The following is a 26,100-nucleotide window of genomic DNA, read 5'->3' on the forward strand; positions in this document are numbered from 1 at the left end:
GACCGCACCGCATGAGTGATTTCTTCTCCGCCTTTCTCGACGAACTGCCGCAGGTGCGCTCGGGGTTGTGGGTGACCCTCGAAGCCACCGTGCTCGGCGCGCTGGCCGCGCTGCTGCTGTCGTTCGTCCTCGGCCTGATGTCGATCAGCCGGCTGCTGGTGGTGCGCGGCACCTCGCGGGTGGTCGTGGAGTTCTTCCGCGGCACCTCGCTCTACATCCAGCTGTTCTGGCTCTACTACGCCATGCCGACGCTGACGGGCTATCAACTGGACCCGCTGCTCTGCGGTGTCGTCGCCTTCGGGCTCAACTACGGCGCGTACGGCGCCGAGGTGGTGCGTGGGGCGATCGGCTCCGTGCCGCGCGGCCAGTACGAGGCGGCCGTCGCGCTGAACATGTCGCCGCTGCACCGGATGCGGAAGGTGATCCTTCCGCAGGCCTGGGTGCAGATGATCCCGTCCTTCACCAATCTGCTGATCCAGCTGCTGAAGTGCACCCCGCTGCTGTGGCTGATCTCCGCGGCCGACCTGATGACCGTGGTCCAGCAGCTGCGCGACCGTACCGGTGAGACGCTCACCGCGTATCTGACCCTGCTGGCCCTCTACTTCGTGCTGGCGTACGCGCTGACCCTGCTGATGAACCTGCTGGAGAGGGGCGCCAAGCGCCGGCTCGGGCTGCCCACCGGCGCGGGTTCGCTGCTGCGCAGCCGCAGCGCCACCGAGGCCGTCGCCTCCGTCCCGGGAGGTGCCCGGTGAACGGTTTCGACTGGAACGCGGCCGGTGACGCCCTGCCCCTGCTGCTCGAAGGTTTCCGGGTCACGCTGCTCGCGACGGTGCTCGGCACGCTCGTCGCCGCGGTCCTGGGGCTGGCCGTCGCGGTGGCCGGCCGGGCCCCGAGCAGGTTCGTGACGGTGCCGGTGCGGGCGGTGACGGAGTTCGTCCGCTCCACCCCGCTGCTCGTCCAACTGGTCGGCGCGGCGGCCCTGTTCACCTCGGTGGAGCCGCTGACGATCGGCATCGTGGTGCTGGGCATCCACTACGCCGCCTACACCTCCGAGGTGTACCGGGCCGGGATCGACAGTGTGCCGAAGGGCCAGTGGGAGGCCTGCCGGGCGCTCTCGCTCGGGCCCCGGCGGACCTGGCAGGCCGTGATCCTTCCGCAGGCGGTGCGCAATGTGCTGCCCGCCCTCGGCAACTACGCGATCTCGATGTTCAAGGAGACGCCGTTCCTCGCCGTGATCACGGTGCAGGAAATGGTCTTCGAGGCCCGTAAGTACGGCGCCGACCACTTCGCGTACACCGAGGCGTTCACGCTCGCCGGCCTGGTCTTCCTGGTCGCGAGCTACCCCACCTCGCTGCTGATGAGAAAGCTGGAGAAGCGTCTTGGCCACTGAACCCCTCCCCCTGCAGAAGACGGCGGACAAGGCGCCCGCGGATGCCGCACCGGCCGTCGTGCCGGAGACCGGCCATCCGCTGGTCCGCTTCGACGACGTGGTGAAGCGGTACGGCGACCATGTCGTCCTCGACCGGCTGAACTTCTCGGTGCGGCGCGGCGAGCACATCACGCTGATCGGGCCCAGCGGCTCGGGCAAGACCACGATCCTGCGGCTGCTGATGACGCTGGAGAAGGTCAGCGACGGCGTGATCTGGGTGGACGGCAGTCCGCTGTCCCACGTCAGGACGCCCGGCGGGGTGCTGAAGCCGGCGCCGGAGAAGCATCTGCGCGAGGCCCGGAAGAAGATCGGCATGGTCTTCCAGCAGTTCAATCTCTTCCCCAACATGAAGGTGCTGCAGAACATCACCGAGGCGCCGGTCAACGTGCTGGGCAAGGACCGCGAGGAGGCGGAGTCCCGGGCCCGGGAGCTGCTGGACCTGGTCGGGCTCTCCGCGAAGATCGACGCCCACCCCTCCCAGCTCTCCGGTGGCCAGCAGCAGCGGGTCGCCATCGCCCGCGCCCTGGCCATGGAGCCGGAGATCCTGTTGCTGGACGAGGTGACCTCGGCGCTCGACCCGGAGCTGGTGGCCGGGGTGCTGGAGCTGCTGGGCGATATCGCCAGGAACACCGACATCACGATGCTCTGCGTGACCCATGAGATGAATTTCGCCCGGGACGTCTCGGAGACGGTACTGATGTTCGACTCCGGGCGGGTGATCGAATCCGGCCCGCCGGAAAAAATCTTCACCGCCCCGGAGCACGAACGTACGCGCGAGTTCCTCGACGCAGTGCTGTGACCTCACCGTTTGTTGAACGCCCATGACGCTGGCATATGCCGGACGGATGCGCCCCAGCTCATCGGGCCGGGGCGCCCGGCCGAGTCGCCAACAGCCGCCCCGGAGCGGGCTCTTGGCGGCTATCGTGAAGTCAGAGCTTGCGGTCACAACCTGGTAGGGGGAAACCGTGGCGTTGAAGCCCGAACCGACCGCACCGTTCCATTCGGTGCAGTACGCCCTTCGTGTTCTCGAAACGGTCTCCAAGCACGGCAACGGCGTGACGGACACCCAGATCTCGCGGGAGACGGGACTGCCCATCGGGCATCTCACCTCACTGCTGCTGACGCTGCGCCGCGAGGGTTACGTGGAGCAGGTGACCGACGGCGCGTACGTCATCGGCGCCTCGCTCCTGCTCATCGGTTCCGGCCCGGCCCGCAGACAGGCACTGGAGTCCAAGCTCCAGCAGACCCTGGCGCAGCTGCGCGATTCGGTCGGCGCGGCGGTCTACATCAGCCGGTACGTGGACGGCGAGATCCGGGTCACGCAGTACGCCGACGGCCCGCTCACCCCCGCGGTCAACGAGTGGGTGGACTTCCGGTCGGCGGCGCACGCCTCGGCGGTCGGCAAGTGCCTGCTGGCCCAGCTCGACCAGAACGGCCGCCGCGACCACATCTCGCGCCACAAAACTCCCCGGCTCACCTCGCGGACGATCACCAACGAGAAGGTGCTCTTCTCCAAGCTGGACAGCCAGCCGGCGACGGTCCCGGTGCTCGACCTCCAGGAGTACGCGGTCGGCACGGTGTGCGCGGCGGTGCCACTGACGGCCGGATCGTCGGCGGGCTGCCTGGCACTGTCGCTGCCGATCGAGGACGCGCACCGGCTGCGCTCGGCGGCGGACACCCTGAACCGGCGGGCGGCACCCGTGCTCCTGTCGATGGCGCTCTGAGATTTCCGCCCGGTTCGCGAATTCCAGTCGATACGCCCTGTTTGTCCTGGTGTCATCAGCACCCCTCGGAAGCAGGTATTATTTTCGAGTCAGCAGGCGCCGCTAGCTCAGTTGGTTAGAGCAGCTGACTCTTAATCAGCGGGTCCGGGGTTCGAGTCCCTGGCGGCGCACAGACAACGCACTGGGCGGTTCACGTACACACGTGAACCGCCCAGTGCGTTTTTTGCTGCCCGCGGAGATGTACGAACGTTTTACACATCCGTACTAGACAACTGTTTTAAACGATCGTACATTTCCTGGCATGACGAACGCCACGAGCACCACCGCCGAGCGCGGCCACCTTGCCGGCCGCCGGGAATGGACCGCCTTCGTGGTCCTCCTGCTGCCCCTCCTTCTCGTCTCGATGGACATCTCCGTCCTCTTCTTCGCGATCCCGTCCATCGACCGGGACCTCGCCCCCAGCGCCACCCAGCAGCTCTGGATCTTCGATGTGTACGGCTTCGCCCTGGCCGGCCTGCTCATCACGATGGGCTCGCTCGGCGACCGGATCGGCCGTCGCAAGCTGCTGCTCCTGGGCGCGTTCGCGTTCAGTGCCGCGTCCGTCGCCGCCGCGTACGCCGACAGCCCCGAGATGCTGATCGCGGCCCGCGCCCTGCTCGGGGTCGGCGGGGCGACGCTGATGCCGTCGACCATGGGGCTGGTACGCAACATGTTCCGCGACGAGCGGCAGCGCGGCCGGGCCGTGGGGATCTGGTCGGGGGCCATGGCGGGCGGCATCGCACTGGGCTCGGTGCTCAGCGGGGTCATGCTGGAGCACTTCTGGTGGGGCTCGGTCTTTCTGATCAATGTGCCGGCCATGGTGCTGCTGCTGGTCCTGGTGCCGGTGCTGGTACCGGAGTTCAAGGACCCGAACCCCGGACGCTTCGACTTCCTGAGCGTGCCGCTGTCGATGGGGTCCGTACTGCCGGTCGTCTACGGCGTCAAGGAGAGCGCCGCCCATGGGCTCGGCGCCGGGAACGCGCTGATCATCGCCGCGGGGCTGGTCGTCGGTCTGTTCTTCGTCCGCCGCCAGCGCGGCCGCGGTGACGCGATGATCAGCCGGGACCTGTTCCGCCACCGAGGCTTCGCCGCCGGGATCGGGCTCAACGCGCTGGCCGCTTTCGCCATGATGGGCTCCTCGTTCTTCACCACGCAGTACCTCCAGTCGGTGCTCGGCATGAGCACGATGGAGGCCGCGCTGTGGAGCCTGGCACCGTCCCTGGCGGTGGGCGCGGCGGCCCCGACGGCCACCGCGATCGCCCAGCGGACCGACCGTGCGCGGGTCATCTGCGCCGGGTTCGTCATCGCCGCCGCCGGATTCGCCGTCCTGGCCCTGAGCGGTACGGACTCCCTCTGGCTGCTGCTCGGCGGCTGCGCCGTGATGAGCTCGGGCATCGTCACCGTGATGGCGCTGGTGTCGGACCTGGCGCTGTCCACGGCCCCGCCGGAGAAGGCGAGTTCGGCGGCCTCGCTGCTGGAGACCGGCCAGGAGTTCGGCGGTGCCATGGGGATGGCTCTGCTGGGCGCGGTGGCCACCGCGATCTACACCGCGGACATGCCGGGCTCCGCCCCGGAGACCGCCCGCAAGACCCTCGCCGGAGCGGTGGCCACGGGGGACGGTTCGCTGATCTCGGTCGGGCGGGCGGCCTTCGTGCACAGCATGCAGTACGCCTCGGTCACGGGCTCGGCGCTGCTGCTGGCCGGAGCGGTGCTGGCCGCGGCACTGCTGCGGAGGATCCAGGGAGCGGCGGAGACGAAGATCGCGGCACCGGACGAGCCGGCGCTGACGAGCTAGGGTCTTCCGTTCGGACCGGGCCGGACCGGGGAGCGGGGCACGCGAGCCCGGCGTGATCCGGACGAGAGGCCTCAGGGTCTTTCGGTTCGTGCCGCCGCTTCATCCTCGCTCGCCGGACGGGGCCGGGTCACCGGCCCCGTCCGGCGAGCGCGTTCCCGGCGCGGGATGCCCGTGCGCCTCGTACTCGCCCAGCAGCGCCGTCAGCCGCTCGCCGTCGAGCGGGGCGTACGTGCCGCCCGGCCCCCGGTGCCACACGGTTCCCCCGTGCCAGAACCCCTCGCGGCGCAGCCGCACCCGGTGCACCTTGTTCGTCGCCGTCACCGGCATCGCCGGCACGGTCCGTACGAAGGCGGGGGCCATCTTCGTGCCCAGGTCCGGCTGCGCGGCAAGGAACGCGGCGAAGGCGGACGGGTCGAAGGCGGCCCCCTCCCGCATGGCGAGCGCCGCCATCACCTGGTCCCCGGCGACCGGGTCCGGTACCGCGTACACCGCCACGGCCGCCGCGTCCGGCCAGCGGGCCAGGATGTTCTCGATCATCGCGGCGGCCAGGTTCTCGCTGTCGACCCGGAGCCGGTCGTCGGTACGGCCCGCGAAGTAGAGGAAGCCGTCGGCGTCCCGGAAGAAGAGATCCCCGGTCCAGTACCAGCCGCCGCGCACCCGCTGGGCGTCCGCCGCCTCGTTGCGCCAGTAGCCCTCGAAGGGCGTGCGCCCCCGGTTGACCAACTCCCCGATCGACTCGGCCCCGTTGACCAGCCGGCCCGCCCGGTCGAAGCGGGCGGGGGGCCGCTCCTCGCCGGTCTCCGGGTCCACGACCGCGAGATCGTCACGGACCGACGCCCTTCCGATCGCCCGCTCCGGGGTGTCCGCGGTCCGCTGGATCGCCGCCCCGCCCTCGGAGGAGCCGTACCCCTCGACCAGTCGCACCCCGAACCGCTCCCGGAACCGGGCCGCGTCCACCGCCCCGGCCTCGGTGCCGAAGCCGAGGCGCAGCGGGTGCTCGCGGTCGTCCGGGCGCTCGGGGGTGGCCAGCAGATACTGCACGGCGCGGCCGACATAGGTGAAGTACGTCGCCCCGTGTGCCCGTACGTCGTCGAGGAATCCGGAGGCGGAGAAGCGGCGGCGCAGCGCGACGGCGGCCCCGCCGGCCAGTGCGGGCGCCCAGTCGGCGATCACGGCGTTGCCGTGGAACATAGGCATGCAGATGTAGTGGACGTCCTCGCGCCGGACGCCGAAGTGGTCGACGAGCGACTGTCCGGCTGCCGCCAGCCGCCCCTGGGTGCAGATCGCGGCCTTGGGCGCGCCGGTCGATCCGGAGGTGAAGTAGAGCAGCATCCGGGTCGCGGGTCCGACGCCCTTTCGGGCAGTGTCGCCGGGTGCGGCACCGGCGTACGGGGCGAGGAGTCCGGCGTACGCGTCGGTGTCGGTCACCAGCAGCCGCACCCCGGGGAGGTCCAGGCCGTCGAGCAGCGGCAGGTGGGCGCGTTCGGTGACCAGGACCCGGCAGTCGGTGTGCAGGATGTCGCGGGCCAGCTCGGCGCCGCGCCGGGTCGGGTTGATCCCTGCCACGGCGGCCCCGGCCAGGGCCGCCGCGCTCAACCAGAGTGGAAATTCAGGGGTGTTGTCGAGCAGCACCCCGAGGTGCGGTTCGCCGCCCGCCGGCAGCAGATCCGCCAGGAGCGCGGCCCGCGCGGCAGCGCCCGAGGCGACCTGGTGATGACTGAGCACGGTGTCCCGGTGTCTCAGCCCCGGCCGGTGGTCGCCCCATTGGCGCTGTACGAGCTCCGCGACGGTGCCTGCGCTCCCCATGGCGCCGCACGGTAACTGACTAAGCGTCAGAACTGAACATCGGAGCAGGCGTAGAACGCGTTCGCCGTGTCGGCGATGTTCCAGACGCTCAGGATGATGTGCTTCCCGCTCTTCTGGGTGGGGATGGTGCCCTGCTGGGTCAGGGTCGCCGGGGGCTGCTTGCCGCCGTACGGCACCGTCATGAAGGGCTGCGACTCCAGGTCGGCCCTGGTGAGCGGCTTGGTGGGATCCCAGCCGTCCTTGGTGATGTAGTAGCGGAAGTCCGTCGTGGCGTGACGGGCGGTGAACTGCCAGCGGAAGCTGAATCCCTGGCCGGCCGTGACGTTGGTGGCGGGCCAGTTGCCGCCGCGCGGGTCGTCGAGCTGGGCGAATTCGCCGTGGCCGCCGGAGCAGATCTTGCCGTCGGCCGGACCTGCCGCCGGGAAGCCCTTCGGGCCCTCGACGCTCTGCGGCTCCCACTGGATGTTGCCGCAGCCCGTCACCGTGCCGTTGGCACAGAGCTTCTGGCGGCTGATGGGGTTGTCGGTGTAGCCGTGGCTGCTGGCGCTGCTCGTCGCGAACATCGAGACGCCCGCGATGGCCAGGCCGACCACGGCCGCGCTTGCCCTTTTACGCATTGCTGTCGCTCCTCAAGAACGTGGGGGAGGTTCCATGAGCCGTGCTGCGCGCGTGTTTTGCGGTCTAGACCAAGACTTAGATTATTGACGGGATATGAACATGTCCAGACCAATGAGAGTTGGATTCCGCTTGGCCGCGCGCCCTCCTCCGGGGCCCTCAGGCCCCCTCCCCGCCGTTGCGTCCGGTGTAGAAGGCCACCGTCAAGTCCTTGACCAGGGACTTCCGTTCGTAGTCGTCCAGCTCCACGAGGCCCCGCGCGGTCAGCCGGTTGACCGTGTCGTCGACCGCGTCGACCACCGAAGTCAGCACACTGTCCCGGTGCTTGGCGTCGATGGCGGCGATCCGGCGGCGCTGCATCGCCGCGGCGACCTCCGGCGCGTACTCGATCCCGGTCGGCTGGGCCGAGTACACCTCGATGCCGACCGGCTCGCAGTCCGCCTTCAGCATCCGGGTCAGCGCGTCGCCGACCGCCTCGGCGTTGCGCAGGGTGTGCGTGTCCTCGTGGAAGGCGTCGGCGGGCAGTTGCGACAGGACCCGGGCCATCGCCGCCTCGACCTGTTCGCGCAGATACGCCTCGTGGTCGGCGACTCCGAGCGCCGCCCGCACGGTGTCCTTGATCCGCCACACCACGAGGACGACGACGCGCAGCGCCGTCCCGTTGGCGTCCACGGCGGGGAGCGGTTCGCTGCGCCAGTGCCGCAGGCGTACGTCGACCCGGCGGCGCAGCAGCAGGGGGCTGATCCACATCAGCCCGGTCCGCCGCACGCTCCCCCGATACTCGCCGAACAGCGTCAGCACCCAGGCGTATCCCACCCGTCCGCGGCTCAGGCCGCCGAGCGCGAAGAGCACCGCCGAGACCAGCCCTGCGAGCGCCGCCCAGGCGCTGAGGCCGATGCCGTCGTACGGACGCGAGCCGATCCCGAACCGGGCGAGCGCGGCGGCGGGCAGCGCACCGACCCACCAGAGCACCGCGCCACAGGCGGCGACCCCGGACAGCCCGGCGAGCAGCGCCAGCCAGCCGGGGAGCGCGGGCCCCGGACGCTCGGTGAGCCGTGGATCACCGACCGGTGCCGGCCGGGTCGAGGGCCGGACCTGCGGCCCCCTCGGCATGGGCGGCCGACGCACCCCCGCCTGCGGCCGGTCACCGCCGGCCCCCCGCCGCAGCACACCGGTGGGCAGCGCGGCGGCGTCGGCGCGCTCGGCGTCCTCGCGGAAGAGCAGGTGCACGGGGATGGTGGCGGTCCGTTCGTTGGCGATGACCGCGTGGTGCCGCCCGGCCCCCCACAGCGGTTCACCGGGCCGTTCGGCACCGTCGCCGCCGGCGACGGGGAGCGAGTCGAAGACGGTCTCGGGGGCCACGCGGTGCCGGGGCGGGGGCGGGGCGTCGGGGACCGGGTCCGTGCGGTTCCCGGCCACGACCGGGGCGGGGACGGCGCCCGTCGCCGCGGCCGGGACCGACACCGAGGCCGAGGTCGCGCCGAGCGCCGGATCCCGGTCCTCGCCCGGGACCAGATCCAGCACCAGGTCGACCACGGAGTCCGGCCCGGTGGCCGGTCCCGGCTCCGGGCCCGCACCGGCCCGCGGAACCGTCGCCCCGGCGGGCCCGCCCGGGCCGGCCGCCCCGGCCGGTTCCCGCTCCTTCTCCCGTCGCCTGCCGTTCTCCGGGGTTCCGGAGCTGTCCGACACCGTGGATCGCATACCCGCCTCCGTCATGTCCGTCGTGTCACCCGAAGAGTCGCCGCCAGGTCTCCGGACCGGGGTAGCCGTCGGCCGCTCCGCCCCGCCAGCCCTGAGCGCGTTGGAATGCCTCGACATTGCGCCGGTCCGCCTCGGTCCACCGGGGTCCGGGCCCCGAGGTGTAGTGCTTGCCGAAGCCCTTCTTCACCAACTGCTTGCCGAGCCTGTCGACATGGCTGTTGGACTGACCGGGCCGGAAATAGCCCCGCCCGGGGAACTTCGAATCCGGGTTCGAGTCGCCGTGGCCGGCGCCCGTTCCGCTTCCGTTCCCGCTCCCGTTTCCGGTGCCGGGGATGTCATGGCCGGTTCCGTTCGCCAGGAGCCGCCAGGTGTCGGGGCCCGGGATGCCGTCCGCTTCCTTGCCCTTCCAGCCCTGGGCCTTCTGGAACGCCTGGGTCGCCCGCCGGTCGGCCTCGCCCCAGCCCGGCCCGGGGCCGACCTTGTAGAAGCGCTTGCCGCCCCGCTCCACGAGCATCCTGCCGAGCTGGGTCACGTAGGCGTTACCGGCACCGGGGCCGAACTTCGCGGCGCCCGGGAACCTCGTCACCGACGAGCCGCTGCCGGCGCTGCCGCCGCTGAGCCCCTTGTAGCGGTAGGCGACGTAGTTGCCGGAGTGGGTCCAGTACGCCATGGGCGTCGTCTTCTTGCGGGTGTGCGGCTTCGTCTGCTCGTACGCCGTGTAGTGGGTGTGCGTGTAGTCGGTCCAGCCGCCGAAGATCGTGACGTGCGAGCCCTTCGAGGGGTCGGCCGGGTTGTGGAAGAGCAGGATGTCGCCGGGCTGGAGTTCCTCCCGCGCGATCCGCGTGCCGAACGCGGCGAGGCTGCCGGTCCATTCGTTGCCGGGCAGGTTCCAGGCCATCGAGACGAAGCCGGAGCAGTCCTGCCGATAGCCGTCCGGCCAATACTTGGTCATGCTGTACGGGACCTGCGCGGACACCCATTTCTTCGCGCGGTTGATGATGTCGGCCCGGCTGCTCTTGCGCAGCTTGGGCGTGGTGGTCGTGGACGAGGGCGGGCCCGAGGCGCCACCGCCCCGCAGTGGTCCGGGGCCGCCCTGCGGGCTGTCCACGTCCGTGTCGGCCCGGGCGGCTCCGGCCGCCTCCGCCGCCCGGTCGCCCGTCGCGCTCGCCGTTTCGACGGCGCCGCTGCCCAGCACCACGCCGGCCGCGGTGACCAGCACCAGTGCGCGGCGGGTGCCGTGCGCGGCCGGATGTCCTCCGTACCGCACGGGCAGTGCACTGGCGGCGGTCCGCCGCTGCGCGGCGCACCCCGCACAGATGCAGTCGATGGCGGGCACGTACTCCTCGAAAGCCGGCACAGTCATGCGATTCCCCTCCGCACTCGTCAAGATCTTTGGGCGCATCTGCACGGGCGCCAGTGTCTCAACTCTCCTGACATATTGCATTTTGACGGACAGAACAGAAAAAACGACCATCCGACAGGCCGTGATGGACGGTAAATGGTCAGGAGCACCCCCCGTCTTCGGGTAGAGTTCTCCAGGTCAGCAGGCGCCGCTAGCTCAGTTGGTTAGAGCAGCTGACTCTTAATCAGCGGGTCCGGGGTTCGAGTCCCTGGCGGCGCACGCAGAGTCAAAGCCCCCTCACTACGCGTGAGGGGGCTTTGTTCGTTCGCGAACCTCCCGCACCGAAGCCTCGCGCCGGACTTCCACCCCGTGACGCCGCCCACGGCGCCACCTTCAACCACTACCCGTACAGGCGCCGCACAGTCTTCGCACAGATGTCACAGAGTCACCGGACGGTCACTCAGTGGCGCGAAGTCCGTTTCCATACGCCTCCGCACGCCCCCTCCACAAGGGGGCCACAAATCGTACGTATGACTGGTAACCCACTCGTTTCACCCTTGCGATCGGGACCGGGGTCGGACAACCTGTCTATTGGTCACCGGCCCCAACCAGGCCGGTGAGCCGTGCAGTTGGGGGCTGCAGAGGGGGAAGTTCCGGTTGTCCGCAACGCGGGGTGGGGGCCCCGCTCGGGGACTGGTGTCGAGGGGGCGCCAGAGACGGCCGGAAGGGCGCCGTTCCGTATCTGAGCGGACGGCCGCCCGCCATTGATGTCGTCCGCGGCGGCCGACGGGGAATCGCCGCGGCCGAGACGACCTATCAGCCACGCACCGACCATGCGTGCAGGGGGATGACCCATGACGTCGACGCCGACCGGCGCCCGGCAGAACAACGATCTTTCCCGGACCACCCTGACCCGGATACCGGCGCAGCCGATACCCGGGGAACAACGTCGGCGGCCGAAGGAGCCGTTGCCGCGTTACGACTACGAGCACTACAGCCGGCTCGCCGGGCCACTGACCGGGCCCGGCACCGGACTGCCGTACCGGGTGCAGTACCGCTCGCTGCTCTCACAGGAACCGCACAGGATCCGCGCGGCGCTCCTGCTGGGTGCCGCGCCGCTCGTCTCGATCGGCCTGCTCGGCTGGCTGATGCAGCCCGACCACTGGACCCGGCGCGACCCGAACCTCAGGAACGGCACGCTGCTGGTCCTGGACATCGTGATGCTGGTCTCGATCGGGCTGATCGAGCTCTTCCGGACGCTGAACGTCCTGTCCAACGCGCACGCGACGCTGGTCGCGCGCGATCCGGTCCCGGTCGTCCCGGAGACCGGCACCAGGGTCGCCTTCCTCACCTCCTTCGTCCCGGGCAAGGAGCCCCTGGAGATGGTGACGAGGACCCTGGAGGCCGCGGTCCGCATCCGGCACCGCGGGCTGCTGCACGTCTGGCTGCTCGACGAGGGCGACGACCCGGCGGTCAAGGAGGTCTGCGCCCGGCTCGGGGTGCACCACTTCTCCCGCAGGGGCGTCGCGCACTGGAACCGCGACCGGGGCCCGCACCGCGCCAGGACCAAGCACGGCAACTACAACGCCTGGCTCGACGCGCACGGCGGCGACTACGAGTTCTTCGCCTCCGTCGACACCGACCACGTACCGCTGCCCAACTATCTGGAGCGGATGCTCGGCTACTTCCGCGACCCGGACGTCGGCTTCGTCATCGGCCCGCAGGTCTACGGCAACTACGACACCTTCGTCACCAAGGCCGCCGAGTCCCAGCAGTTCCTCTTCCACGCGCTGATCCAGCGCGCGGGCAACCGCTACGGCGCCCCGATGTTCGTCGGCACCAGCAACGCGGTGCGGATCTCGGCCCTCAAGCAGATCGGCGGTCTGTACGACTCGATCACCGAGGACATGGCGACCGGTTTCGAGATGCACCGCGCCCGCAATCCACGCACCGGCCGCAAGTGGCGCTCGGTCTACACCCCTGACGTGCTGGCCGTCGGCGAGGGCCCGACCGCGTGGACGGACTTCTTCACCCAGCAGCTGCGCTGGTCGCGCGGGACGTACGAGACGATCCTCAAGCAGTTCTGGAAGGGCTTCTGCTCGCTCCCGCCGGGCAAGCTCCTCAACTACACGCTGATGATCATCTTCTACCCGATGTCCGCGCTGAACTGGATCCTCGCGGCGCTGAGTTGCGCCCTGTTCCTGGGCATCGGCGCCTCGGGCGTACAGATCGACCCGGTCGTCTGGATGATGCTGTACGGCAATGCCTCGGCGCTCCAGATCGGGCTGTACGTCTGGAACCGGCGGCACAACGTCTCGCCGCACGAGCCCGAGGGCTCCGGCGGTCTGGCCGGCATGATGATGTCCGCGCTCTCCGCCCCGGTCTACGCACGCTCGCTGCTGGACGCCGTGCTGCGCCGCAGGAGCTCGTTCGTGGTGACGCCCAAGGGCGACTCGTCCAGCCCGGACACGCTCTTCGGCACCTTCCGGATCCACCTCTTCTTCCTGCTGGTCTTCGGCGGCTCCATCGCCGCCTCCTTCGTCCTCGGCCACAGCCATCCGGCGATGCTCACCTGGGCCGCCATGGCGATGCTGATCACCGCGGCGCCCGTCGCCGGCTGGCGGTACACCGTCCGCAGGGAGAAGGGTCGTGAGCGATGAGGTTCCGTCCGAGCCTGCGTACCCGCCGGATGGCGATCAGTGCGGCGGTGGTCCTGGCGCTCTCCGGGGCGAACGGCCCCTGGCTGTACCGCGAGAGCACCGAGCGCTACCACGACTACAAGATCAACAAGCCGGGCTACAAGGCCGCCAACGGCCACTGGGACTTCCTGGACGTCCCCGCCGGGTACCGGATCAACACCATCCACGCCGCGCTGCTGCACACCGGAAAGGTGCTGCTCGTCGCGGGCTCCGGCAACAACCGGAAGAACTTCGACGCGAAGAGCTTCCGCTCGGTGCTGTGGGATCCGCGGACCAACGGGTTCAAGAACATCCCCACGCCCGACGACATGTTCTGCTCGGGTCACACCCAGCTGCCCGACGGCAGGCTCCTCATAGCCGGTGGCACCGGACGGTACGAGAAGCTCAAGGGCGATGTCACCAAGGCCGGCGGGCTGATGATCGTCCACAACGAGAACCCGGACCGGCCGGTCACACTGCCCGCGGGCACCCGGTTCACGGGCCGGGCGAACGGCAGGACGTATGTGTCCAAGGACCCGGTGCTGGTGGAGAGGGCCACCAAGGTCTTCGACCGGAGGACGGGGGCGTTCCTGCGCAACGACGCCGGTCTGGGCCGGATCTACGTGGAGGCCGAGAAGTCCGGGGCGCGGTACGGGACCGGCGCCGAGGACAACTACCGGATCGCGGGCCTGAGCGGCTCCGACGCCCGCAACGTCTACGGGATCGCGCAGAAGATCGCCCTCGACAAGAAGGACTTCCAGGGCATCCGGGAATCCTTCGAGTTCGATCCGGTGGCGGAGAGGTACATCTCCGTCGACCCGATGAACGAGGCGCGCTGGTACCCGACGCTGACCACCCTGAAGGACGGCCGGGTGCTCGCCCTCTCCGGGCTGGACGAGATCGGGCAGATCGTTCCCGGCAAGGACGAGATCTACGACCCGAGGACCGGTAAGTGGCGCTACACCGGCATCGTCCGGAGGTTCCCCACCTACCCCGCGGTCTTCCTGCTGGGCGACGGCAAGCTGTTCTACTCCGGCTCGAACGCCGGATACGGCCCGGCCGACGTCGGCCGCGACCCGGGCGTCTGGGACCTGGCGACCAACAGCTTCAGGAAGATCCCCGGACTGGGCGACGCCGACGAGATGGAGACCTCCGCGACGGTCCGGCTGCCCCCGGCACAGGACGAGAGGTTCATGGTCATCGGCGGTGGCGGGGTCGGTGAGTCGGACCGGTCGAGCGCGAAGTCCCGGCTGGTCGATCTGAAGGACCCCGCCCCCAGGTTCAGGGACGGCGCCCCGCTGGCCGAGGGCACCCGCTATCCCGGTGCCTCGCTGCTCCCCGACGATTCGGTGCTGGTCACCGGCGGTTCCAACGACTACCGGGGACGGGGCGGATCGAATGTGCTCCAGGCCCGGCTGTACGACCCGGGGACGGACAGGTACCGGCGGGTCGCCGATCCGGCGGTGGGCCGCAACTACCACTCGGGGTCGGTGCTGCTGCCCGACGGCCGCGTCATGATCTTCGGTTCGGACCCGCTCTACGCGGACCGGGCGAATACCCGGCCGGGCGTCTTCGAGCAGCGCATCGAGATCTACACCCCGCCCTATCTGTACCGGAGTTCACGCCCCGTGCTGACGGGCGGCCCGAAGATCCTCCGGCGCGGCGGCACGGGCGGTTTCACGACGGCGCCGGGGCGGGCGATCACCTCGGCGAAGCTGATCCGGCCCGCTGCGGTCACCCATGTCACGGACACCGATCAGCGTTCGGTGGCGCTGGGGCTGCGGCGGACGGCGGGCGGGATCACGGTCACGGTGCCGGGCAACCGGGCGATGGTGCCGTCGGGCTGGTACATGCTCTTCGTGACGGACGACCGGGGAACGCCGTCCGAGGGCAGGTGGGTCGAGGTCCCGTAGGGCCGTGGGGCGGGCGGGTGCGGAGCATCGGGACGCCCCGCGCCCGCTGCGGCTACTTCGTGGCGCGGGCCAGGCCCAGGGCGTACTCGGGCCACCAGGCACCGGCCTTCGGGCCGCCCCCGCAGTCGCCGTCGGACTCGCCGGGCCGCTTGATCCAGAGGTAGGCGTCGACCAGTCCGTCACCGGTGTCGGTCGTGGGCGGCTCGCCGAGTGCCCGGCCGGGCGGGTTGCACCAGTTCTCCCCGGGGGCACCGCCACGGTAGGGGCCGTTGCCGTTGCGGCTGGTGTCGATGACGAACGGCTTGCCGCCGACCTTCACCGAGAGCCGCTTGCCGAACTCCGTACTGGCCCGCGTGGTCTCGAAGTTGGAGACGTTGACGGCGAACCCGTCGGCCGCCCCGATACCCGCGCGGCGCAGCGGACGGAAGAGCGCGTCGGGGCTGCGCCAGCCGGCGTTGCCCGCGTCCATGTAGACGCGGACGCCGGGCTGCCGCCCGAGCCGCTCCACCGCCCCCTTCAGCAGGTCGTACCGCTCCTCGTGGAACTCCTGCGGTGTGCACCCGTCGACCATGTGCAGCAGCGCGTCGGGCTCCAGGATCACCGTGGCGCGCCGGTCGCCGATGCCCCGGGCGACGCCCTCCAGCCAGGTCCGGTACGCGTTGCCGTCGGCGGCGCCGCCCCTGGAGAACTGTCCGCAGTCGCGGTGCGGGATGTTGTAGAGGACCAGCAGCGCCTCCCGGCCCGCCTTCCCGGCCGCCTCCGTGAGGCCCTTCGCCTCGGCCTCGGGGGTGTCCGGGCCGATCCACTCGCCGACCGGCTGCCGTGCGATCCGCTCGATCAGGGCGGCGTTCGCCCCGTCGCCGTCCCGGGTGTACGCGGCGACCTGCCGGGCCGCGTTCCCGTCCGGGTTGACCCAGTACCGGTCGCTGCCCGCGGGGCTCCGGCCGGTGGTTCCGCGAGCGGGATCAGGACCGGGGCCGGGTGCGGGGTCGGAGGTGCATCCCGCGAGCAGCAGCACTGCCCCTGCCGCGGCCACCGCGCCGGCCCGCCCCGGGCTCGTACACCTGCCCGTACACCTGCCCTTGCGAACGCCCCGCCGGCCGTCGTGACTGCCGTGCATGCACTCCCCCTCGGTGCGGCGGCGGTGCACTGCCGCATCCGTTCCATCCTGACACAGGGCTTCTGTCCGCATCTCCCGAAAGCCGGGAGTGACCACTTATTGACCCTGCGTCAGGAATGTTGTGCGCCAAGGCGGTTGAGCCCGGCATCAGGTCTTGTCGGCCGCGGGCTTCTCGCCGGTCAGGTAGGCCGAGACGACCACGTTCGCGTCGTACGAGTGCGTCTTGCGGTCGAAGGCGCCGCCGCAGGTGATCAGGCGGAGCTCCGCCCGGCCGTCCTTGCGCGGGCCGTACGCCTTGTCGGCGTCGAAGCGTGCCCGGGTGAAGACCTGGACGTCGTCGATGGTGAATTCGGCGACCGTTCCGTCGGCGCGGGTGATGTCGACCCTGGCGCCGGGGCGGGCCGCGCTCAGTCCGTAGAAGACGGCCGGTCTGGTCTCGGTGTCGACATGGCCGACGAGCAGGGCCGGGCCCTTCGCGCCGGGCTCGGTGCCGTCGCCGTACCAGCCGACGGTCTGGGGCGTGTCGAAGGAGGGCGGTTCGATCGCGCCGTCCTTGTCCAGGCCGCGGGCGACCACGGGTGCCTCGATGCCGATCGACGGGATCTCGACCCGCTTCGGCACCGCGCCCTCGATCGGATCGTGCGGCGGCGGCAGCGGTACGCCGAGGGGGCGCCCCACCGCGGCGATGTCGCCGGTGGTCGGGGCGGAACTGGCGCCGGAGCCGTCGGTGATGCCGCGGCCCCAGAGCCAGAGCCCGAGCAGCAGGACGGCCCAGGTCACTCCGGCGAACAGCCTGCCGCGCCCCTCGTTGCCGGCGGGGGCGGACATGTCAGTCCGAGGCCGCACGGCGACGGCGGCGCGCGCTGCGGAACGCGACGGCGACGGCCGCGACGGCCGCCAGGGCCAGTCCGATCACCGCGTGCACGGTGCCGGGGCCGTCCTGCTCGGCCTCCCGGTCGACGAGCAGGGCGGTTCCGCCGCCGCCCGCGGCGACCGGGGCGAGGGGGCTGGGCCTGCCGCGGTCGACGACGGTGACCGTACCGGCGTCGGTGGCGCCCTTGTCGTCCTTGCAGTCGATCCGGATGCCGTGTTCGCCCGGGGAGGCGTCCGAGCTGATCCGGGCCTCGGCGAAGAGGCCCCCGTCCGCGGCGGGCGAGAAGCGCGCCTCGGAGACGAAGACCTCCGACTGGCCCGTGGCCTCGCGGCCCCCGCAGCCCTCCAGCCGCAGATCCGTCTCACCGCCGGGTGCGACGGAGGACGGGGTCAGCGTCAGGGCGGGGTGGTTGCCCTTCTCGGGGGCGGACCCGGAGTCGGAGTCGGCCAGTGCGGCGGGCGCCGGCACCAGGGTCGCCGCGACGACCGCGGCGGCACAGAACGTGAGGGTTGTCGAACGCATCGTGAACCTCCTCAGTGCAGGTTCACGCCTCCGGAGGTTTTTCGCATCCGCAGGAGCGCGGGGGAAGGGCCCGCGCACACCTTCCGCAGCCCCTCCCCCGCCGCCCGGGGGCCGTGCCTCGCCGGGCTCAGCCCGCGTCGACGAGGTCGACCAGATCGGCGATCGAGTCGACGACCGTGGACGGCCGGAAGGGGTACTTGTCGATGTCGGCGACCGTGGTGAGGCCGGTGAGGACCAGGAAGGTCTGCATCCCCGCCTCCAGGCCGGCCAGCACATCGGTGTCCATCCGGTCGCCGATCATGGCGCTGGACTCGGAGTGGGCGCCGATCGCGTTGAGCCCGGTGCGCATCATCAGCGGGTTGGGCTTGCCCGCGAAGTACGGGGCCTTGCCGGTGGCCTTGGTGATCAGGGCGGCGACGGACCCGGTGGCGGGCAGCGGGCCCTCGGCGGACGGGCCGGTCTCGTCGGGGTTGGTGCAGATGAAGCGGGCGCCGCCGTTGATCAGCCGGATCGCCTTGGTGAGCGCCTCGAAGCTGTACGTGCGGGTCTCGCCGAGGACCACGTAGTCGGGTTCGTGGTCGGTGAGCACATAGCCGATGTCGTGCAGGGCGGTGGTGAGGCCGGCCTCGCCGATGACGTACGCCGTGCCGCCGGGCCGCTGGTCGTCCAGGAACTGGGCGGTGGCCAGGGCGGAGGTCCAGATGTTCTCCACCGGCACGTCCAGGCCCATGCGGTTCAGCCTGGCGTGCAGGTCGCGGGCGGTGTAGATGGAGTTGTTGGTGAGGACCAGGAAGGGCAGCCCCGAGTCACGCAACCGCTTGATGAAGGCATCGGCTCCGGGGATCGGCGTCCCCTCGTGGATCAGGACTCCGTCCATGTCGGTGAGCCAGGACGAGATCGGCTTGCGCTCTGCCATGTGTGGGACTCCTGCCGTACGCCGTGTGCGGGGACGCCGGCGGCACCGCGTTGTGCAGCGCCGACGCCCCCGATTTTAGGCCGTTCGTTCGACGTGCCGGAACGGCCGGATCATGACGACGTGAGTGTCACTCCGTCGACCGCCCAGAACCAGTTGTTGCCGCCGGTGTACCGGAAGTGGACCTGCGCGGTGGTGGCCCCGGCCGGGACCTGGAGGGTGAGCGATTCGGCCTTCGAGACGGTGTCGGAGGTGTACGTCTTCACGACGGCCGGGGTGCCTCCGTCGTAGGAGATGAGCACCTCGCCCTTCTGCGGGGCTTCCTGGCGGTAGTGGGTGGTGTAGGCGAGGGTGGCGGTGCGGCCGCCGGTGACCGGCCGGGCCGGGCTGATCAGGGTGGAGTCGAAGGTGCCGGTGAAGCTCTTGTCGACCCATTCGTCGCCGTCGGCGACCGCGAAGACGTTCCGGGCCCGGACGTTGTTCTCGCGCCACTGGTCGCGCTCGGCGGAGGTCCAGAACTCGTCGGTGGTGAAGGTCCAGCCGCGCCATTCGGTGACTCCGCCGGTGCCCATCGCGCTGTTGTCGACGGACCACCCGGCGGGCGGGGTGTGGGTGAAGCCGAGCACGGCCGCGCCGATGCCCGTCTCGTCGACGCGGGTCGCCAGCTGCGGGCGCAGCGCGTCGAAGGCGTCGGGGACGGGCTGCTGGAACGGCCGGCCGTCCAGACCCCAGGCCGGGTCGACGGCTATGCCGAGGTGGGCGAGGGCGGAGGCGGCGACGTCCGGCATCTTGATGTCGTACCGGGTGGAGCCGGGGGTGGCGGAGCCGCCGCTCGCGATGAGGAAGGTCTGCCGTTCGGCCGCGCTGGAGCCGCCGTGGCCGCCCGCGTCGGTGTGCCCGTGGTCGGCGGTGATCATGATGAGCCAGTCCTCGGAGCCGTGGGTGGCGCGGCCCCGTACCGCCGCGACCAGCTGGCCGACCTGGGCGTCCACGCCGTGGATCGCGTCCAGGTACTGCTTGCTCGCGGCGCCGTGGCTGTGGCCGGCGTGGTCGACGTTGTCGAGGTGGACGAAGACCGCGTCCCGGTTGCCGCCGGACAGTTCGGCGACGGCCCTGCTCGTGGTGCCGGTGTCGTACTCGGCGTCCGGGGTGGAGACCCGGGTGTCGACCTTCGGGGAGAAGATCGTGTCGGTGACGGGGTTCCAGGAGGCGACCGCGTACGTCGACAGGCCCGGCTTCGCGGTCTCGATCCGGGTGAGGAAGTCGGGGTACTGCGCGAAGGCGTTGCCGGTGAAGGCGTTGTCCTTGACGCGGTGCTTGTCGGGCCAGACGCCGGTGATGATCGTGGACCAGCCGGGGCCGGACAGCGTGGGTGCCATCGGGTTGGCGTAGAGCGGGCTGACCGAGGTGAGTCCGGTGGCCATCAGGGCGTCGAGATTCGGGGCGTCCGCGTCCTTGATCCTGTTCAGCAGGGCGCCGTCCAGGCCGATGACCAGGACCTTCGGGGTACGGGCCGCGGCCCGCGCGGTGGCGGTGGCGAGCGGTCCTGCGGCGGCGAGGGCGGCCGCGCTCATGAGGAGAGTGCGGCGGGACATGCCTGTGGTCACGGGGTCCTCCGTCGAGGCGTGGGGGCACACGTTCAACTCCCCGGCCTGGGACGGGGAGTTGAACGTGGGACTAGACCCGTTATCCTTTCGCGATGATCCGTCGGAGGTCCATACCCCTGCCGTGAATCGTCGGGCAACGGTCAGCTGCCGGTGGCCGACTTCCAGGCTTCGACGTAGCTGTCCAGGTTGGTGCCGATGTCCGACCAGTCGGGCTCGAAGACCTCCACACCGTCCATCAGCTTGGCCAGCTCGATGGCGTTGGCGTCGGTGGCCTCGACGTCCTTGCGGGCGGAGAAGCCGCCGCCGACCGCGCTGACGTCCTTCTGGGCCTGCTCGGAGAGCATGAAGTCGAGCAGCTTCTTGCCGTTGGCGGTGTGCGGGGCCTTGTCGACCAGGCCGGCCGCGTACGGCAGTGCGAAGGTGGTGGACTTGCCGCCCTGCTTCGCGGGGAACCAGATGCCGAGGTTCGGCATGTCCTTGGACTGCGCGAAGTTCATCTGGACGTCGCCGTTGGCGGCGAGCAGCTCGCCCTTGTCGACCTTGGGGGCCAGCTTGCCGGTGGAGGCGGACGGGCCGACGTTGTTGGCCTGGAGCTTCTTCAGGTACGCCATCGCCGGCTCCTTGCCGCCGAAGTCGTGCATGGCCTTGATGAGCACGGCCGTGCCGTCACCGGCGACTCCGGGGGTGGAGTACTGGATCTTGTTCTTGAACTTTCCGCCGAGCAGCTGCTCCCAGGTGGCGGGCGCCGACTTCAGCTCCTTCTTGTTGTAGATGAAGCCAAAGTAGTTGTTGACGACCGAGGTCCACTTGGAGTCGGCGGCCTTGTCGGCGCCGTCGACCTTGTCGGAGCCGGCCGGCGCGTACGCGGCGAGGAGGCCCTTGCTGTCGGCCTGCTGGATGAACGGCGGCAGGGTGACCAGGACGTCGGCCTGGGTGTTGGACTTCTCGCGGACGGCGCGCTGCACCATCTCGCCGGAGCCGCCCTCCACGTACTTGACCTTGATGCCGGTCTTCTTCTCGAAGTCCTTGAACACCTTGTCGTACCAGCCGTCGCCGTTCTCGCCCTTGAGGCCGTCGGCGCTGTAGACGGTGACGGCCTTCTCGTCGGAGGCGGCCGAGGAGCCGCCGCAGGCGGAGAGGGTGGCGGCGAGGGCGAGGCAGCCGGTGACGGCGGCTATGGGCTTGAGGCGGTTCTTGCGCATGGCAGTCGTATCTCCTGGATATCGGCCGGAAGCCGGCCGGAGGTCAGTACGGGGGTGTCGGCGGATCAGCGGTACGAGGCCCTGGTGCGGATCCGGGAGACGCCGAGCAGTACCAGCAGCGTCGTTCCCATCAGGACCACGGCGACGGCCGCTCCGGTGAAGAGCGAGCCACGGTCGGTGGCCGCGAAGATCTGCACCGGGAGCGGTGTCCAGTCCGGCGGGTAGAGCATCATCGTGGCGCTCAACTCGCCCATGGACAGCGCGAAGCAGAGCCCTGCGGCCGCCGTGAGGGACGGCAGCAGGAGCGGCAGCTTGATGCGCCACAGGACGTAACCGGGGCGGGCGCCCAGACTGGCCGCCGCCTGTTCGTACATCGGGTCGAGACGCACTATTGCTGCCGAAACCGACGAATAGGCGAACGCCGTGACAAGAATGGTGTGCGCCAGGATCACGATCCAGCGCGTCCCGTTCAGCAGCATCGGCGGTTTGCTGAACGCGACGAGCACGGCGAGGCCCACCACGACGGACGGCACGGCGACCGGCAGCATGAACAGCGCGTCGAGGAACCGCCTGCCCCGCCTGCGCATCGAGGCGGCGGCGAGCGCGGCCCAGGAACCGATGGTCAGGGCGAGCAGGCTGGCGCTGACGGCCGTGATCAGGCTGGTGGTCAGCGCCTGGAGGGAGTCGCCGCCGGTCGCCGCCACGTAGTGCTCGGTGGTCGGCCCGGAGGGGAAGGCACCGGACCAGTTGGTGGTGAACGACGCGGCGAGGATGACCAGCAGCGGCAGCGCGAACAGCGGGACGAAGAGCACGAAGAACACGGACCAGGTGGCCCATTTCCCGGTACGGCTATGCACCAACACGGCGGCTCACCATCCGATACAGGCTGTAGAGACCGACGGAGATCGCGATGTTCGCCACGGCGACGACACAGGCCGCCGGGTAGTCGGACTCCAGGATCGCCTTGCTGTAGACGAGCATCGGCAGGGTCGTGACCCCCTTCGCGCCGGTGAACAGCACGATGCCGAACTCGTTGAGACACATCACCAGGACGAGGCTGCCGCCCGCGGCGAGCGCGGGGAGCGCCTCGGGGAGGATCACCTGCCGCACGATCCGGGCCGGCTTCGCGCCCAGCGAGGACGCCACTTCCAGCTGTGCGCTGTCGAGCTGCGAGAACGCGGCGAGCAGCGGGCGCATCACGAACGGGGTGAAGTAGGTGATCTCCGCGAGCAGCACGCCCCATGGGGTGGTGAGGAAGTCGAAGGGGCCGGCGGCCGCGCCGGTGATGTCCGTCCAGACGCCGTTGGCCATGCCGACATTGCCGTAGATGAACAGCAGGGCGAGCGTGATCAGGAACGACGGGAAGGAGAGGAAGACGTCGATGAACTTGGCGACCGCCCTGCCGCCGGGGAACGGCACGAACGCGATGATCATGGCCAGGACGAAGCCCAGCACCAGGCATCCGACCGTGGAGCCGACCGCCAGCCAGACGGTGGTGGTCAGCGCCGAGCGGAACGATTCGGAGGCGAACACGTCGCCGTACGGGGCGATCGAGGTGCCGCCCTCGTCCGGGCTGACGGACTGCTGGACGACGAGGGCCAGCGGGTAGAGGAAGACGAGGGCGAGGACGGCGACGGGCGGCAGCGCCCAGACGAAGCGGGGTACGCGGCGGGCCGGGTCCTGCGGACCGGCCTTCGGGGGCACCGCCCCGGACCGGTCCGGTTCCCGCTCGCCGGTGCGTGGGCGCGGGGCCTTCACGGTGTCGATGCCCGGGGTGACGGGGTGCGCGGCGCTAGCCATCGGTCCCTCCCCCGGCTCCGGGTGCCGTGCCCACGGGCAGCAGCACCGCGTCCTCGGCCGCGAAGTGCAGCGTGACCCGGTCGCCGAGTGCCGGTGTCTCGCGCAGCTCCTTCAGGTCGGCCTTGACCCGGTGCCCGTCGACGTCGACGTAGAGCCGGTGGGTGGAGCCACGCCACTGGACCTCGGCGATGGTGCCGCTGAGCGCGTTGGGGCCGTCGCCGAGCCCGACCAGATGGGGCCGGACGCAGAGGGTTGCGGTGGCGCCCCGGGTGACGTCGCCGGTCGGTACGTCGAGTGCGCGGCCGGCGAAGTCGACGGAGTCGGCGCCTTCGGTGACGGTGACCGGCAGCAGGTTCGCGTTGCCGACGAATGACGCGGTGAACTCGGTGCGCGGGCGGCGGTACAGGTCCTGCGGGGTGCCGCAGTCCTGCAGCCGGGCCTTGTCCATGACCGCGATCCGGTCGGCGAGGGTGAGCGCCTCGACCTGGTCGTGGGTGACGTACAGGATGGAGACGTCCGGCAACTCCCGGTGCAGTCGCGCCAGTTCGGCGAGCATGCCGGAGCGGAGCTGGGCGTCGAGGGCGGAGAGCGGTTCGTCGAGCAGCAGGACGCCGGGCCGGATGGCGAGCGCGCGGGCGATGGCGACGCGCTGCTGCTGGCCGCCGGAGAGCTCGCGCGGGTAGCGCTTGGCGTAGGCGGCCATGCCGACCATTTCCAGGGCCTCGGCGACCCGTTCGGGGATCTCGGCCTTGGCGGTCTTGCGGGCCTTGAGCCCGAAGGCGACGTTGTCCTGGACCCGCATGTGCGGGAAGAGGGCGTACTGCTGGACGACCATGCCGATCCCGCGCTTGTGCGGCGGCAGCCCGGTGACGTCACGGTCACCGAGGTGGACCCGGCCCGATACGGGCTGGACGAATCCGGCGACGGCGCGCAGGGCGGTGGTCTTGCCGGACCCGGAGGGGCCGAGCAGCGCCATGACCTCGCCGGGCTCGACGGTCAGGTCGAGCCGGTCGAGCACGGTGTTCCCGCCGTACGCGACGCTGACCCGGTCGAACCTGATTCCGCTGCGGACGGACCGCTCTCCGCCCGTCATGCCTCGGCCCGCGCGATCAGTTCCGGGAGCTCGGCGACCGAGCCGAGCACGTGCGTGGCGCCGTTGCGGGTCAGCCGGTCCTTGTCGTGGGCGCCGGTGAGCACCCCGGCGACGATCCCGGCCCCGGAGCGCACCCCGCTGAGCATGTCGTACGAGGTGTCGCCCGCGACGACGATCCGCTGGACGCCGTCGACGGCGCCGGTGCGCAGGAAGGCGGCGAGGACCATGTCCGGGTAGGGGCGGCCTCGGCCGCCCGCGTCGGCCGGGCAGAGGGTCAGGGCGACCAGGTCCTGCCAGCCGAGCGCGGCCAGGATGGCGTCCTGGGTGGTGCGGGCGAAGCCGGTGGACAGGACCACGGTCCTGCCCTCGCCCTTGAGCCGCTCGATGGCCTCGCGGGCACCGGGGATCGGCGCGATGCGGCCGCCGTCGACCAGTTCGCCGTACGCCTCCTCGAAGGCGGTGTTGGCCAGCTGGGCCCGGTCCTCGTCGCCGAAGAGGTGCCGGAAGACGGAGATCTTCGACTCGCCCATGGTGGCGCGGACGTAGTCGAGCTTCTCGGCGTGATCGGCGGAGCCGGGCTCGACGCCGAGGCGTCCGGCGGCGGCGGAGAACGCCTGCTCGACGAGGCCGCCGTCGGCGACGGTGGTGCCGGCCATGTCGAGGACGATCAGGTTCAGCTTCTCGGTGTTGCTCAACTTCTTCACCAGCCCAGTTCGTTGGCGGTCGTTTCGGCGATGGCGGGCGAGCAGGTCATGCCCCGGCCGCCCGGTCCGGTGACCAGCCAGACGCCGTCCCGCACCTGCTGGCGGTGGACGACCCGGCTGGTGTCGGTGCACTGGGCGTAGACCCCGGCCCAGCGGTGCCGGATCCTCGGCAGCGGGCGGCCGAGGAAGGACTCGACGACCCCGGTGAGGTGCTCGTACGGCTCCTCGACGGTGTCGAACGAGAAGGGGTGCTCGTACTCGTGGGTGTCGCCGATGGTCAGTCCGCCGTCCCGGCGCTGCACCATCAGCAGCTGCATCCGGTGCGCCGCCGCGGTGGGTGCCTGCGCCTGCTCGGCGTTGAGCGCGTCCAGCGCCTCGCTCCGGTACGCCGGGTAGTAGCGGAAGCTGTCCGCGTCGGCGACGGAGGTGGTGAGCGGCTCGCCGAGCGGGTCGGTCTGCATCATCTGGAGGCGGACGCGGCGGACGGGGAGATCGGGGCCGGCCAGTTCGCGGACGAGGCCGCCGAGCCAGGCACCGGTGGCCAGGATCACGGCGTCACCGGTGTGCACGTCGCCGTGGTCGTCGCGGACGGAGGCGGTGCCCACCACCTCGCGGACCTCTCGGCCGCCGAGGAAGGTGTACCGGCCCGACCTCAGCAGCTCGCGCTTCAGCGCGAGCTGTGCGGTGCGCGGCTCGACCGCGGCGTCCCGCTCGCACCACAGGGCGGCGGTGAAGTCCCCGCGCAGCGCGGGGTTGACCGCCCTCGCCTCGTCGGCCGTGAGCAGCTTGTAGCCGCGGGCCGCCGCGTCGGGCCGGGCGACGGCCGCCTCGGCGACGGCGGTCTCCAGCTCGGTGCGGAGCGGGGTGAGCGAGCCGCAGGCCCGGAAGCCGAGGTCCGGGACCTGTGCCCCGATGCCCTCCCAGAGCTCACGGGCGCGCAGCGCGGTCTCCAGCTCCTCGCCGCCGGCCCGTCCGCTGACCCATATCTGTCCGAAGTTGCGGAGCGATGCTCCGCGCGCCTCACTCTCGCGCTCGATCTGTACGACCTCGTGGCCGCGGTTCACTGCGTGCCAGGCGTGCATGGTTCCCACCACGCCGGCTCCTACGACGATGACTCTCACGGCGGCTACGCTCCTCGGGACGAGTGACCCGCATCGAGCCGTACGGCAACGGGAGGGTGAACTGGGCCCCAAGCTTGGCCTAGACCCGTTACGTTTCCGTTA

22 protein-coding genes and 2 tRNA genes are annotated in these 26,100 nt (G+C 70.7%); 9 read left to right on the forward strand and 15 right to left on the reverse strand.

Going from position 1 to position 26,100, the window contains the following annotated elements:
- The first annotated feature begins 11 nt into the window (after positions 1 to 11).
- From ehuC to ACFVH0_RS18140, 6 genes are all read left to right on the forward strand, one after another.
- Positions 12 to 752: an ectoine/hydroxyectoine ABC transporter permease subunit EhuC gene (ehuC, locus tag ACFVH0_RS18115; protein WP_385821262.1), complete on the forward strand. Its 741-nt coding sequence runs from the start codon at positions 12 to 14 to the stop codon at positions 750 to 752.
- Positions 749 to 1,390 carry an ectoine/hydroxyectoine ABC transporter permease subunit EhuD gene (gene ehuD / locus ACFVH0_RS18120; RefSeq protein ID WP_124717482.1) on the forward strand — a complete coding sequence of 214 codons (642 nt, stop codon included), beginning with the start codon at positions 749 to 751 and terminating at the stop codon, positions 1,388 to 1,390. Before ehuC ends, ehuD begins: the two co-directional genes overlap by 4 nt.
- Positions 1,380 to 2,228 carry an ectoine/hydroxyectoine ABC transporter ATP-binding protein EhuA gene (gene ehuA / locus ACFVH0_RS18125; RefSeq protein WP_385821264.1) on the forward strand — a complete coding sequence of 283 codons (849 nt, stop codon included), beginning with the start codon at positions 1,380 to 1,382 and terminating at the stop codon, positions 2,226 to 2,228. The genes ehuD and ehuA overlap by 11 nt, the downstream gene beginning before the upstream one ends.
- A gap of 166 nt (positions 2,229 to 2,394) precedes the next feature.
- On the forward strand, positions 2,395 to 3,153 hold the full coding sequence (locus tag ACFVH0_RS18130; protein WP_385821266.1) for an IclR family transcriptional regulator: 759 nt from the start codon (positions 2,395 to 2,397) through the stop codon (positions 3,151 to 3,153).
- Positions 3,154 to 3,249: 96 nt separating this feature from the next.
- Positions 3,250 to 3,323: transfer RNA gene (locus ACFVH0_RS18135), tRNA-Lys, on the forward strand.
- A gap of 131 nt (positions 3,324 to 3,454) precedes the next feature.
- Entirely contained in the window at positions 3,455 to 4,987 is a 1,533-nt protein-coding gene (locus tag ACFVH0_RS18140; protein WP_385821268.1) for an MFS transporter, read from the forward strand.
- Between the two features lie 99 nt (positions 4,988 to 5,086).
- Here the strand turns inward: ACFVH0_RS18140 and ACFVH0_RS18145 are convergent, their stop codons facing one another.
- The 4 genes from ACFVH0_RS18145 to ACFVH0_RS18160 form a co-directional block, all read right to left on the reverse strand.
- On the reverse strand, positions 5,087 to 6,793 hold the full coding sequence (locus ACFVH0_RS18145) for an AMP-binding protein (protein WP_385821270.1): 1,707 nt from the start codon (positions 6,791 to 6,793) through the stop codon (positions 5,087 to 5,089).
- A gap of 26 nt (positions 6,794 to 6,819) precedes the next feature.
- Positions 6,820 to 7,410 carry a lytic polysaccharide monooxygenase gene (locus tag ACFVH0_RS18150; protein ID WP_385821272.1) on the reverse strand — a complete coding sequence of 197 codons (591 nt, stop codon included), beginning with the start codon at positions 7,408 to 7,410 and terminating at the stop codon, positions 6,820 to 6,822.
- Between the two features lie 157 nt (positions 7,411 to 7,567).
- The gene (locus ACFVH0_RS18155; RefSeq protein WP_385821274.1) at positions 7,568 to 9,109 is read right to left on the reverse strand and encodes an SPFH domain-containing protein; all 1,542 of its coding nucleotides are present in this window, start codon (positions 9,107 to 9,109) and stop codon (positions 7,568 to 7,570) included.
- 25 nt (positions 9,110 to 9,134) lie between these two features.
- Entirely contained in the window at positions 9,135 to 10,472 is a 1,338-nt protein-coding gene (locus ACFVH0_RS18160) for a peptidoglycan-binding protein (protein ID WP_385821276.1), read from the reverse strand.
- 184 nt (positions 10,473 to 10,656) lie between these two features.
- Between ACFVH0_RS18160 and ACFVH0_RS18165 the strand changes: the two genes are divergently transcribed.
- The 3 genes from ACFVH0_RS18165 to ACFVH0_RS18175 all read left to right on the forward strand — a co-directional run bounded on the left by ACFVH0_RS18165 (position 10,657) and on the right by ACFVH0_RS18175 (position 15,042).
- Positions 10,657 to 10,730 (forward strand) — tRNA-Lys (locus tag ACFVH0_RS18165).
- 575 nt (positions 10,731 to 11,305) lie between these two features.
- Positions 11,306 to 13,111, forward strand: coding sequence for a glycosyltransferase family 2 protein (locus ACFVH0_RS18170; RefSeq protein WP_385821278.1), 1,806 nt, complete (start codon positions 11,306 to 11,308; stop codon positions 13,109 to 13,111).
- Positions 13,108 to 15,042, forward strand: a complete 1,935-nt coding sequence (locus ACFVH0_RS18175) for a galactose oxidase-like domain-containing protein (RefSeq protein ID WP_385821280.1) — start codon at positions 13,108 to 13,110, stop codon at positions 15,040 to 15,042. The genes ACFVH0_RS18170 and ACFVH0_RS18175 overlap by 4 nt, the downstream gene beginning before the upstream one ends.
- 52 nt (positions 15,043 to 15,094) lie before the next feature.
- Here ACFVH0_RS18175 and ACFVH0_RS18180 read toward each other — a convergent pair whose 3' ends face one another.
- From ACFVH0_RS18180 to ACFVH0_RS18230, 11 genes are all read right to left on the reverse strand, one after another.
- Positions 15,095 to 16,162 (reverse strand): glycoside hydrolase family 6 protein, encoded by a 1,068-nt coding sequence (locus ACFVH0_RS18180; protein WP_385821282.1) that lies wholly within the window; start codon positions 16,160 to 16,162, stop codon positions 15,095 to 15,097.
- Positions 16,163 to 16,309: 147 nt separating this feature from the next.
- Positions 16,310 to 16,990, reverse strand: coding sequence for a class F sortase (locus ACFVH0_RS18185; RefSeq protein WP_385821284.1), 681 nt, complete (start codon positions 16,988 to 16,990; stop codon positions 16,310 to 16,312).
- A gap of 1 nt (position 16,991) precedes the next feature.
- The gene (locus ACFVH0_RS18190) at positions 16,992 to 17,558 is read right to left on the reverse strand and encodes a hypothetical protein (protein ID WP_385821286.1); all 567 of its coding nucleotides are present in this window, start codon (positions 17,556 to 17,558) and stop codon (positions 16,992 to 16,994) included.
- Positions 17,559 to 17,685: 127 nt separating this feature from the next.
- Positions 17,686 to 18,474: an HAD-IIA family hydrolase gene (locus ACFVH0_RS18195; protein ID WP_124723355.1), complete on the reverse strand. Its 789-nt coding sequence runs from the start codon at positions 18,472 to 18,474 to the stop codon at positions 17,686 to 17,688.
- 110 nt (positions 18,475 to 18,584) lie between these two features.
- Positions 18,585 to 20,066, reverse strand: a complete 1,482-nt coding sequence (locus ACFVH0_RS18200) for an alkaline phosphatase family protein (protein WP_385821326.1) — start codon at positions 20,064 to 20,066, stop codon at positions 18,585 to 18,587.
- Positions 20,067 to 20,218: 152 nt separating this feature from the next.
- Positions 20,219 to 21,280, reverse strand: a complete 1,062-nt coding sequence (locus ACFVH0_RS18205) for a 2-aminoethylphosphonate ABC transporter substrate-binding protein (protein WP_385821288.1) — start codon at positions 21,278 to 21,280, stop codon at positions 20,219 to 20,221.
- Between the two features lie 65 nt (positions 21,281 to 21,345).
- Positions 21,346 to 22,143: an ABC transporter permease gene (locus tag ACFVH0_RS18210; RefSeq protein ID WP_385821290.1), complete on the reverse strand. Its 798-nt coding sequence runs from the start codon at positions 22,141 to 22,143 to the stop codon at positions 21,346 to 21,348.
- Positions 22,130 to 23,080, reverse strand: coding sequence for a 2-aminoethylphosphonate ABC transporter permease subunit (locus ACFVH0_RS18215; protein WP_385821293.1), 951 nt, complete (start codon positions 23,078 to 23,080; stop codon positions 22,130 to 22,132). The genes ACFVH0_RS18210 and ACFVH0_RS18215 overlap by 14 nt, the downstream gene beginning before the upstream one ends.
- Positions 23,073 to 24,173: an ABC transporter ATP-binding protein gene (locus ACFVH0_RS18220; RefSeq protein ID WP_385821295.1), complete on the reverse strand. Its 1,101-nt coding sequence runs from the start codon at positions 24,171 to 24,173 to the stop codon at positions 23,073 to 23,075. Before ACFVH0_RS18220 ends, ACFVH0_RS18215 begins: the two co-directional genes overlap by 8 nt.
- Positions 24,170 to 24,877: a phosphonatase-like hydrolase gene (locus ACFVH0_RS18225; RefSeq protein ID WP_385821297.1), complete on the reverse strand. Its 708-nt coding sequence runs from the start codon at positions 24,875 to 24,877 to the stop codon at positions 24,170 to 24,172. Before ACFVH0_RS18225 ends, ACFVH0_RS18220 begins: the two co-directional genes overlap by 4 nt.
- On the reverse strand, positions 24,874 to 25,998 hold the full coding sequence (locus ACFVH0_RS18230) for a TIGR03364 family FAD-dependent oxidoreductase (protein ID WP_385821299.1): 1,125 nt from the start codon (positions 25,996 to 25,998) through the stop codon (positions 24,874 to 24,876). Before ACFVH0_RS18230 ends, ACFVH0_RS18225 begins: the two co-directional genes overlap by 4 nt.
- Between the last annotated feature and the right edge of the window lie 102 nt (positions 25,999 to 26,100).

The sequence above is a fragment of the Streptomyces sp. NPDC127117 genome (assembly GCF_042677325.1).
Lineage (GTDB): Bacteria > Actinomycetota > Actinomycetes > Streptomycetales > Streptomycetaceae > Streptomyces.